Here is a 10,568-nt window from a genome sequence, read left to right as displayed (position 1 = left end):
CGGAGGGGAGATGGGGCCACAATTCACTCACTGGAAAATCCGCCCCCTGCCGAGGTTCCTCACTGCGCCGGAGATCTGAGTCCTGAACTCCGCGAGCTCCACCGCCGCGGGTGGGGCGAAGAGATGCAACGGTGACGCGGCGAAGGTTCTCACCAGCACGTCCCCGACGCTGTCGGGCGGCCATTCCTCACGTTCATCGAGCTCTGCGCGGAGGTGCAAGGCGAGCTCCAGCAGCATCGCGGCGACGCCTGCCTGGAGTTCGTCGAGCAAAGCTTGCTGGCGTCTGTCCTTGGCACCACGGGTGACCGCCGTGCGGAGTTCGCGGTCGTGTTTGTTGATGAGCACGCGAAACGTGCCGTAGAAGGGGGCGGTCAGGTCTGTGCTCGTCTCCAGGTGCCAGCTGGCGGTGGGGGAGAGCCGGGTATGGGCGAAATCGATCTCGTGCACCGGGAACATGGAGGACATGCTTTCCAACACCACCCGTTGAAGGTGCTCGGCGAGCACCGAACCGGGGACCGTGGCCACGCCGACCCCTCGCTCCACGGTGGCGCGGGTGAGGCTGATGGTGCTGCGGAGTGACAGGATTCCGGACAGGCGTTCGCCCACGAGTGTCGTATGGATCAAGGCCGTGCCGTTCGGGTCGAACCGCGCCGCCAGCGCGGCTTCGGTCATGTCGGTGGTCGAGCTGGTCCAGGAGACGGTCAGTGCGACGTCCGCCAGGTGGAGCCCCGTCTCCTGGACGAAGCGCGCTACGTCAACCCGCACCCGACGTGCTGCCCGCAGATCAGTGCCTGGGTCCCAGCCGTCGACCGCCTCCGGCATGGGCCTCCACTCCTCCGCGTCGAGGAGGAACCACGGTTCCCAGACCACAGTGCCCTGACGCGGGACCAGGTAGGGACGAACGTCAGCCGGCATCGGACGTCACCTGACTCACTCGGAAGCGTACGACAGCGTCGGGTACGTGTGTGGCGTAGACGTACCAGTCCGACTCCTCGCCCGCAGGCACCGTGACGGTCTTTCCACGCGCGACGACTCCGGTGGTGGACTGCCACTGCATGATCCGCGGAACGGCGGCACCGAGAGGGGGCTCGCTCTCGCGGCCTCCCCCTTCCAAGACGACTTCGACGTCGGCAGAGAGGACTCTCGATGCGACCGCCGCAGGGACTTTGACTGCGGCGACCAAGTAAGGCTCTCCCTCGTGCATCAGCAACATCGGGGTTCCGTGCAGTCGAGGCCGTCCTCCTCGGCGCGATGACACACCGCCTTCGAGGCCGCCGGTACTTCCCCGTCCACCACCGCCGAAGTCGCCACCTCCGGTGCCGATTCCGCCGGTTCCGCCGCCACCGGCGCCCGACTCGTCGTCTTTCGGCCGTCGGCTCATCCGCGCGGGCACGATGCTGGCGAGCAGCGCCGACAACTGCCCCAGTCCTTGGCCTCCTGATCCACCGCTCTGGGGTCCGAGCCCAAGTCGTTCGTCCAGTTGCTTCTGTACGAACGTGCGTGCTCCCTGCACGACCCCTCGTGCGGTTCCGGTCAGCCCCTTGGAGATCCAGTCGTCGTGCGTGGGCGGCTCGGCGGAGGCGAACAGCGCGTCGGCGTCCTCGGACGCCTTGAACACACCTGCGTAGGCGAGGCGTTGGTCGGGATGGGGCGGACCGGGAAGGTAATCGACCACGAGTTCGGCGACACGCATGCGGGCGACGTGGTGGGACGGACCCTCGAACGGCTTCGCCGCACCGACGAGGAGGCGCGTGCTCGTGCCTCCGGCGACACCCAGGGCCATGGCGAAGGTGCCGGCGTGCTTTGGCGGCACGGTACGCGAGAACGCGACTCCGTCACCCGCTCGTACCTCTTGCAGTGCCTCGACGAAGGGTGCGAGCTCGCCGAAGGTATGAGGGTCGGCCACGGGGACGGCCGACCCGTTGACGCCCACGACGAAGCGCATGTGACGTCCATCCTCGTCCGGGACCATCTTCGGCCACAAGTTCCACAGGATGGAGGACGTGATGAAAGTGGCGGCCTCCTCGGGGGTCCGATCACGAGCGTCCGTCTCGGATCCGACAGTTCCCAGGTCGGCGGCCAGAATGACGATATCGGTGCCGGTGTCGCCGTCGTCGAAGCCCGGTAACCCCAAGGCCTTGGAGATCGCGTCGGCATGAGGAGAGACGACCGGGTCCGGCACGTCGTCCGTCGCCACGAGGCCCCACCAGTGACGGCCGGTGAAACGGCGCTCGTCGAGATAACAACTGTGACCGAGCGCGGCGCCCATCAGTCGACGGGAGTCGGGACCGTGAGCGGCGGTGTGCGTGTCCACGAGGATCGCGCTGGCTCGGCTGAGTCGGTAGAAGATGCCCTTCCCGAATCCGTACGTTCCCCCGCCGAACTTGTGGTCGCTTGGCTCCCCAACATTTCGGATGAACTGCACGAAGTCAGGCGTCTCTCCGTCGTGCGCGCGCTCACCGGCGCGCAGCGGACCGCCCAGCCCTCTGGTGTTGCGGTCGGAGATCACCAGCACGACGGTCTCCGGGCGCAGGGCTCCATCGAGGTCGACGTTCGACTGTTTCGGAGGTCCCGGCAGCAGCAGGTCACGCCAGATGTGAACGTCGTCGCCGAGCACACGGACGTCGATGCGGAACTCCACCACTCCGTCGGACAGATGCGCGTCCCAACTGTTCTGCGCCGCCTCCCGCACCAGAACAGTCAACGGGTCGAGCGCGGGTCGTCCCAACTGCTTGACGATACCCTCTGCTACCGCAGAGCCTTCCGGTGCGAACGGCTGCGACCACCAACGAGCGCTCATCTGACCGCCTCCTCCGCGATCTCGGCCAGAGAGGCACCGGTGCTGAACGGGAGCAGAGCGGTGAGTTCGATCTCATAGCGGATGTCCGCTACGCCGTTCGGAAGCGAGCCAGTGACGAGGGACGACGGGACGAGTCGAGGCGTGTCCGGACCGACCGCGATTCTGAGTACCTCCTCGATCGCGAACGTGTCCAGGTCAGGTCGATCCGGCTGGCCCGACCATCCTGCCGCCGAGAGCCGTGTGCGGAGGCTCGCCCGTGACACCACTGAGCCGCGTAACTGTTCGACGAGGTCGCTCAACGTCCGCCCCTCGGGATCTTTCACGACGCGGAGTAGGACGAGGTCCAACGGTCGTCCATTGTGGGTGCCCAGCTGTTCCAACCCGTGGGCGGTGATGGTGTCACCTGCGGTGCTCAAGCCCTTCACCTCCAGGCACCGGACGGCAGCCTCGAAGTCGTGCGGTTCGTTGAGCGGCCCACGCCAGGCATCTACGGGGAAACCGGGATCGGCCTCGACGAGGGCCAAGAGCACGGCGAGCTCCGCGAAGAGGCCCAGCTTGGCCTGACGCGATAGTCCACGCAGCAGGCTGCTCCGGAAGAGTCGCCGCCACCGCGCGATGGCGGCGACCGCGGCGTCCCCCGGTCGCCGCGCGTCCGCCACGGCCTCCAGCACGTCGGTCACGACCTCGTTGAACTCAGGGAAGAGATCAGGCTCCGCACAGGACACGTCGACGTATGCGATAGCAGCACCGCCGAAGCTGAGCTTGCGGACCACGGTGCTGAGCACCGCCGGCCTGGGATCGACGGACACGTCCTCGTCACCGGCGGGAACGAGGAGGTGTCGGGCACCTGTGCCGTCGAGCGCCACGCGGCAGGGCTCCGCATGGCATGTCACGTCCAGAGGAAAGGAAACGAGTTCCTTGGCACGCGGCCGGGTCAGGACCGCCCATGCACGTTCCAGCACGGTCGGTTCTACGCCCGTCACATCAGGTCCTCGGTGTCGATGCCGAGTGCCTCGTCGACGTTCTCGCTCTCGACGTCGGTGAGGTCTACTGCGACGTGGGTAGCCTGGATACTCTTCGTCCGGACGTCCCCGGGGAAGGTGATGCCAAGGCCGACCACAGGCTGCGCCGCGCCGAGCGCGGTGCGCGGGGGATGCTCGGAGGCGCCGCTCTGCTGCTGATTGACGGGTTCGCTCGTCGGGTCGATCAAGTAGAGGACGACCAGGCCGCGGTCATGACAGACAGGGTGGCTGTTGCGCAGGGCGACGAGTTCGCTCTCGCTCTTCGCCCTCGCCTGTGAGGCCGTCAGACCGAGGTCCAGGGCGCGGTCCTGCTTGCTCATCAGCGTCTTGATGTCCGCGCGTTCGGCGTGGTGGTCGTTCAGCCGGGATCGGATCGAGTACTTGATGTCGAGACCGCCCAGTCTCGCGTCCCCACCCTCACCGGTCACGACGGCGACGGACCACATCGCCAGGCTCGGCGGGTCGCTGGTGAGCTGCCGGTCGATGTACTTGACCATGAGCGACGGTTCGAGGTCCGGGGAGTCCTCGTGCACCTGATAGCGGGACAGGAAGGTCTTCACAAGCGACACCGGGACGTCGCGGATCAGTCGGGCGGCACCCAGGTCCTCGACCTGACCGTGCCGGACCGCCTCCTGGACGAGGTTCTCCGCGGCCTGGCGGTTGCTGTCCAGCCAGTCGCTGTCGCGGTGCTCGAAGTAGCGGGTCTGCAACCGGCGCCCGGCGTAGGAGATGAAGGCCGGCTGGGCAGCGCCCAACTTGGCGGTGATCCGCAGCGATGGATGCGTCCGAATGCGTACCGCGACCTGGGACGGCGTCAGGTTCTCCCGTTGATAACGGTCGATGTCGTCGCGCATCTCGTGCTCGACGGTGGCGAGATGGCGGAACGCCGCTGCGAGGCTCGGTGTCATCCAGATTCTGGGCAGATCCTCGTACCCGGTCCGGTACCCGAACCAGCGACCCATCTGGAGCAGAGTGTCGTAGGCCGTCGCCCCTCGGACGAAGAAGCTGACGACGAGCCCTTCCAGGGTCAGCCCTCTTGAGAGGGTGTTGCCGCCGACGGCGATGGCGACCACGGAGGGGTCGGAGTAGTCGAGCCGGTCCTGGCTTCGGTAGTTGTCGAGGACGACGCGCGTCGTGGCGATCACTTCGCTCAGGTACGGGAGAACCTCGTCGAAGGTGTTCTGATTCCGGTCGAAGTCCTCGGCGGGCACTCGCGACGACTCCTTCTCCCAGAGGTTGCGCCACTCATCGAGGACCTCTGGACTACCGGCCGTGAGGCCGGCCACGGTCTGCTTCTGCAGCCACCGCAAAGGGTCCCGATAGCTCTCGTGGACCGCGATCTTCACAGACGTGTGGATGAGCATCGTGCTGTGGCCGTCGTCGCCACGCGCCCGTCGTGCCGCTGTGGCCAACCAGAACCAGCGGACAGCCGTCACCAACTCATCGATCATGGTGGGGGTGAACCCATCCGCGGACTCCTTGCTGCCTGGACGCAACAGCGGGACATCCTTCTCGGCGACCAGGCGCACCATGTCGTAACCGTCCGGTGGGCCCTGCTCGTCGGCAGTCTCCCACTCCACGGCATCGCGACCGAAGATCTTCTCGGGGCCGAAGTAGCCATCGGGACGCGGCAGGTTGAGGATGAACGACTTCGGATATAAGTCTTCCTGGGTGGGGTCGATGAATACGTTGGCGAAGGGTGTCGCGGTGTAACCGACGTACGTGCAGCGTGGCATCAGGTTCAGGAGCTTGCGGATGAGCGGGTTGATCCGACCCGTGGCCACCGAGGCCTGATCCGCCTCGTCGTCGATGATCAGTACGGGGGCGGACGCGAGTGCCTTCCGGCTGTTCGGCTTGTCCAACCACCTGATGAGCTTGTCCAGCACGGCCGCGTTCTTCTTGACGACTGCCAGGACCGTCTTCTCCTCACTGAGCGCGGCCGACGCCTCAATGGTCTGTGCGACGAAGTCCTGGGTTTCACCGGTCAGTGTCATCCAGCGGTCGGGGTTGAGGTCCTTGAGGTACTGGTCCAGTCGTACCTGGGTCTGGCGGCGCAGCCCGTTGTGGATGCCGGACAGGACGATGACCAGGCGGTACCGCACATCCGCCATCTTCGCGATGACCGCGGTGAAGTTGGTGGTCTTCCCACTCTGCACATATCCCACCACGAGACCTTTGGAGTCCCATGTGGAAGAGTCCGGTCGTGGGGTGTGGGCGACCACGGTGCTGGATGAGTGGTCCACGGAGCTGATGCGTTCGTCAGGCCACTTATCGGTCTTGAACTGGTCCTTCAGGGCCAGCCAGTAGCGGTCGGCCTCACCCGGGCCGCTGTACCAGTCGTCCGAACCGGCCGTGATGATCGGAGGCCCGCCGGCCTGCACCTTCGCTCTGTCAGCCTCGAACTGGCCTCGGAACTTGTCGACCATCTCCTCGGGCAACGAGTCCGAGAAGCTAGCGACGGCTGCCTCGACGCCGTGGCGTCTAGCCCAGTCCGCGAAGACGGTGTACAGGCTCAACGTTCCTCACCCTTTCCCCTGTCAGGGAAAGAAATTTAGCGGATAAGGGCATAGGCGACCAAGCTGACCTTTAACTCGTGGAGTTCGGCAGCCTGAAGGCGTCATGGGGCTGTGTGGTTATGTCCCGATTATGTGGTATGCGCAAGTCGGCGGGTTGACCGCCGCACAACCGACTGATCTTTCCCCACAGGACGGATACCTTGTCTGAGTCGGTCCTGTGTCGGTTGGGAAGGAAAACCTGTGCCCGTACCTCACTCACCTAAGTTTCGTGAGCACGCCGTCGCGCTGGCCCGACTCGGTGACGAACCGATCATCACCTTGTCCCGAGAGCTGGGAATCAGCGGATCCTGCCTGCGAAAATGGCTGGCTCAAGCCGACGCCGACCAGGAGGGCCGGACATCGAGCTGGCTGACGACGGTTGAGAAAGCCAAAGTCGCCGAGCTGCGACGCAAAAACAAGTAGTTGGAACTGAAAAATGAGATCCTGAAATGCGCGGCTGCTTACTTCGCGCGTGAGAACGTTCTCTCAAAACAGCATACTTGCTGGTCCGTAAACTCGCCGACGACGATGTCCCTGTCGCGGTGACCTGCCGAGTGCTGAAGGTATCGCGCTCTGGATGTCATGACTGGCTCGGCCGACCCACGTCCACGAGCAAGCGAATATCGAGCTGGCGAAAATCATTCGTGAGATTCATGTCGAGTTCCTCGGCAGCTACGGCGCGCCGCGTGTGCATGCGGAGTTGACGCTGGGCCTGGCGGTGAATCGCAAGCGCGTCGAGCGGCTCATGCGCCAAGCCGGGCTGCAGGGCGCTTACCGGCGGCGAGGGCGCCGCACCCCGGTCAACGTTGCGACCAAGGAGGACCTGGTCGGCTGGGCGTTCACCGTTCAGGTCCCCGACCGGCTCTGGCTGACCGTGAAGGAGGCTTGCGCGGCCGGCACCGCCGGGGCGAAGAAGGAGGGCTTAGCCAAGAGACCGGCGAGGTGACCAAAGGGCTCATGCCCGGCCTCGCCGCCCGGCTGCACACCGAGGACGGCGGAACCGTCTTCCTCAAGGCCGTCCCCACCGCCGGCCCGGCCGCGTCCCTGTACGAGCGGGAACGACGAGCAGGTACCGTACTGCCGCCTGGCCTGCCCCCCACCTGCGGTGCAACGGCGAGGTGGAGGGGGGATCGTGCTGCTGCACGAGTACGTCGACGGCCGGGACGCCGACCTGTCGCCCGGTTCGCCGGACGTGCCGCTCGTGCTGGACACCCTGGTCGTCCTGAACGAGGCGCTCACCCCATGTCCTGGTGGTGTCCCGGAGGTCGCGGTGAACATCGCGGGACTGCAGGCCAAGGCCGCGAGCCTGCTCGCCGGGGAGTTGCCGGACCGGGCCGTGTACGAGACGGCGCTCGACAGGTTCGACCCCGACGCGTTGGAGGGGGACACCCTTCTCCACTACGACCTGCACCCCGGTAACTTCCGGATCGACGACGGGCGAGCGTACGTGATCGACTGGGCGTTCGCGGTGCGCGGTGCCGCGTGGGTGGACGCGGTCATGCTCGCTCCCCGTCTCATCGAGGCGGGCCACACCCCGGAGCAGACCGAGGGGCTGCTGGCCCGGGTACCGGCCTGGTGGTCCGCGCCTGCGGACGCGGTCACCGGCCTGGCCGCGCTGTGGACGCTGTTCCGCCTGTACAAGGCGCGGTTCGGCCCGGTGGAAGGACGCGATTTCCGGGCGCGGGCCGCCGAGGCAGGGCGAGCATGGGTGCGGCATCGCTCCTGCTGACCTGCCCCTGGAGGACCTGACGTGAGCATGCATGAAGCCGTAGGTCTCGCCGCCCAGCTCACCTGTGATCCGGCCTGGCGGGAGGCGATTGAGGCCGTACCCCGGGAATGTTTTCTCGGCTCGGCGATCGCCAGGGCCACCGAGTACGGCGATCGGTGGGAGGTGGTGCGCCGCGAGGAGATGACCGGGGACGAATGGCTGAAGCTGGCCTACCGCGACGAGACGTGGGTGACGCAGGTCGACGGCGTGATGGTCGAGGAGGCGCGTGGTCTCGCCTGCGGGGCGCCCACGTCGTCATCGACGATGCCCGGCTTGGTCGTGCGAATGCTGGAGGCCACGAGGATTTCCGGCGGTGAGAAGGTGCTGGAGATCGGTACCGGAACCGGCTACTCCACGGCGCTGATGTGTCATCGGCTCGGCGACAAGGCCGTGACCTCGATCGAGTACGACCAGGTCGTGGCAGGGCGGGCTCGCGACGCGCTCGCCGCCGCCGGGTACGCGCCCACGCTCGTGGTCGGCGACGGCCTCGCGGGTTACCAGGGGAACGCCGAGTACGACCGGCTGATCGCCACCTGTTCGGTGCGCTACATCCCGATTTCCTGGATGTGGCAGGTCCGCGACGGAGGCACGATCACCGCCCCTCTTTCCGGGTGGATGGGCGGGGTCGCGTTCGCGCACCTCACTCTTGCCGACGACGGCACCGCCAGTGGGCGGTTCCTGGAGGACGACGTCTACTTCATGACCGCCCGCCCTCATGGCCCGCCTCCGATGTCTTCTCCCTTTCTCGGGATCGGCGACGGCAGGAGCAGCCTGGTGGACCCGCGTGTCCTGGACGATCCGGCCGGGCTGTTCGTGGGGCAGCTGGCCGCGCCGTCGGTGGTGAAACTGGGCGGTGGTGCGGAGGTCGCCCTGCTGGACGTGGCCACCGGTTCGCAGGTCACCACCCGGCCCGACCCGGCGGGTGGGTGGACGGTTCGCCAGCACGGTCCGCTACGGCTGTGGGACGCGGTCGAGGACGCCGTCCTGCTCTGGCAGGCCGCGGGATCTCCGCACCAGTCGGCGTACGGGCTCACCGTGAGTGGAGACCGTCAGCGTGTCTGGCTGGGCGACCCCGGCGGGCCGGGCTGGGACCTGCCCGTCTGAGTTTCCCGGCCGCCGGTGCGGCCCCTCGTGCCGGACCGGCTGCTGGACTCCAAGGCCGCGAGCCTGCTCGCCGGGGAGCTGCCGTACCGGAGCATGTACGAGACGGCGCTCGGCAGGTTCAGCCCCGACGCGCTGGAGGGGGACACCCTTCTCCACTACGACCTGCACCCCGGCAACTTCCGGATCGATGACGGGCGAACGTACGTCATCGACTGGGCATTCGCGGTGCGCGGTGCCGCGTGGGTGGACGCGGTCATGCTGGCTCCTCGTTTCATCGAGGCGGGTCACACCCCGGAGCAGACCGAGGCGTTGCTGGCCCGGGTACCGGCCTGGTGGTCCGCACCCGCGGATGCCGTCACCGGCCTGGCCGCGCTGTGGACGCTGTTCCGGCTGTACAAGGCGCGGTTCGGCCCGGTGGAAGGACGCGATTTCCGGGCGCGGGCCGCCGAGGCCGGGCGAGCATGGGTGCGGCATCGCTCCTGCTGACCTGCCCCTGGAGGACCTGACGTGACCGTGCATGAGGCCGCCGTAGGGCTTCGCTCTGCTCTCGCCGACCAGCTCGGGAGGGGCACTTCAGGGAGCAAGATCTCCCGGGGCCGCGGCTACCGCATCGAGTGATGCCCTACAGGGACAAGTGAGAGGCAAGGCCGAGTCGCGACGACCCGACCTGGTGACCGCGCTCGCGCTCATCAACACAGGACCGCGTATGGACGCCTTCATCGCACAGGGATCCGCCATCGGACCCTCGCAGTGGCCGCGTCTGACCGGCGAGCAGATCCGCCAGGCCATGAGCACCGCTTTCAGCCGTGCCGACCACCAGATCCCACAACAGCTCGTGGACGATGTGCGCGGTATGACGTACCACGCGTTCACCGCGACAATGCAGGCGTCCAGCGACTACCTGGAGCGGCAGGCGCTCCCGGATCGGCGGACGGTCCTCGGCAAGCCGCTGCTGGTGATCTTCGGCGAGGAAGACCGGAGGTGGCGATCCTCACCAAGCCACCACTTCGACAGAGCACCCCGACGGATGGCGGACGATACGACTCGCATCACGGTGACCCTCTCAAGTGACCAGATAGCCGAGCTCAGGAAGCTCATCGACAACGTCTCGGTCATGTCGCCGAGGTGATGGCACGCCGGCTGTGACCTCAACTCCTCGGCGCCGACCTGCTGCGCCACCAGGAGGAGCCGGCTTCGCAGGACCGGCCTCCGGGGAGGATCGGACCGGATTTTGGCGGTAGGGCTGAAGCGGTGATGATCTACTGGGTCAGCGGGTCGGCCACAACTTCACGCTGTGGTCGGCGCTGCCGGTGGCGAGG

At 66.8% G+C, this 10,568-nt stretch carries 10 protein-coding genes; 6 read left to right on the top strand and 4 right to left on the bottom strand.

What is annotated here, in order from left to right:
- Positions 1-27: 27 nt before the first annotated feature.
- From ABZ260_RS37325 to ABZ260_RS37310, 4 genes are all read right to left on the bottom strand, one after another.
- Positions 28-915: a hypothetical protein gene (locus ABZ260_RS37325; RefSeq protein WP_355626952.1), complete on the bottom strand. Its 888-nt coding sequence runs from the start codon at positions 913-915 to the stop codon at positions 28-30.
- A complete protein-coding gene (locus tag ABZ260_RS37320) occupies positions 905-2,728 on the bottom strand; it encodes a hypothetical protein (RefSeq protein ID WP_355626950.1) in 1,824 nt (607 codons plus the stop codon). The genes ABZ260_RS37325 and ABZ260_RS37320 overlap by 11 nt, the downstream gene beginning before the upstream one ends.
- A gap of 68 nt (positions 2,729-2,796) precedes the next feature.
- Complete coding sequence (locus tag ABZ260_RS37315) at positions 2,797-3,762, bottom strand: PD-(D/E)XK motif protein (RefSeq protein ID WP_355626957.1); 966 nt, start codon at positions 3,760-3,762, stop codon at positions 2,797-2,799.
- A 17-nt stretch (positions 3,763-3,779) separates the two neighbouring features.
- Positions 3,780-6,338, bottom strand: coding sequence for a Z1 domain-containing protein (locus ABZ260_RS37310; RefSeq protein WP_355626948.1), 2,559 nt, complete (start codon positions 6,336-6,338; stop codon positions 3,780-3,782).
- 240 nt (positions 6,339-6,578) lie between these two features.
- Here ABZ260_RS37310 and ABZ260_RS37305 point away from each other — a divergent pair, with 240 nt between their 5' ends.
- From ABZ260_RS37305 to ABZ260_RS37280, 6 genes are all read left to right on the top strand, one after another.
- Positions 6,579-6,800, top strand: coding sequence for a transposase (locus ABZ260_RS37305; protein ID WP_355626946.1), 222 nt, complete (start codon positions 6,579-6,581; stop codon positions 6,798-6,800).
- Positions 6,801-6,963: 163 nt separating this feature from the next.
- A complete protein-coding gene (locus ABZ260_RS37300; RefSeq protein ID WP_355626955.1) occupies positions 6,964-7,323 on the top strand; it encodes an IS3 family transposase in 360 nt (119 codons plus the stop codon).
- 186 nt (positions 7,324-7,509) lie between these two features.
- Positions 7,510-8,106 carry a phosphotransferase gene (locus tag ABZ260_RS37295; RefSeq protein ID WP_355626944.1) on the top strand — a complete coding sequence of 199 codons (597 nt, stop codon included), beginning with the start codon at positions 7,510-7,512 and terminating at the stop codon, positions 8,104-8,106.
- A 27-nt stretch (positions 8,107-8,133) separates the two neighbouring features.
- Positions 8,134-9,249 carry an ATP-grasp peptide maturase system methyltransferase gene (gene tgmC / locus ABZ260_RS37290; RefSeq protein ID WP_355626953.1) on the top strand — a complete coding sequence of 372 codons (1,116 nt, stop codon included), beginning with the start codon at positions 8,134-8,136 and terminating at the stop codon, positions 9,247-9,249.
- Between the two features lie 15 nt (positions 9,250-9,264).
- Complete coding sequence (locus ABZ260_RS37285) at positions 9,265-9,735, top strand: phosphotransferase (RefSeq protein ID WP_355626942.1); 471 nt, start codon at positions 9,265-9,267, stop codon at positions 9,733-9,735.
- A 148-nt stretch (positions 9,736-9,883) separates the two neighbouring features.
- Positions 9,884-10,378 carry a hypothetical protein gene (locus tag ABZ260_RS37280; protein WP_355626940.1) on the top strand — a complete coding sequence of 165 codons (495 nt, stop codon included), beginning with the start codon at positions 9,884-9,886 and terminating at the stop codon, positions 10,376-10,378.
- Positions 10,379-10,568: the final 190 nt, after the last annotated feature.

Origin of the sequence: Streptosporangium sp. NPDC006013, assembly GCF_040614275.1 — a bacterium.
Lineage (GTDB): Bacteria > Actinomycetota > Actinomycetes > Streptosporangiales > Streptosporangiaceae > Streptosporangium.
Note: the sequence above shows the minus strand (reverse complement) of the source record. Positions and strands in the feature narration are given on the sequence as shown.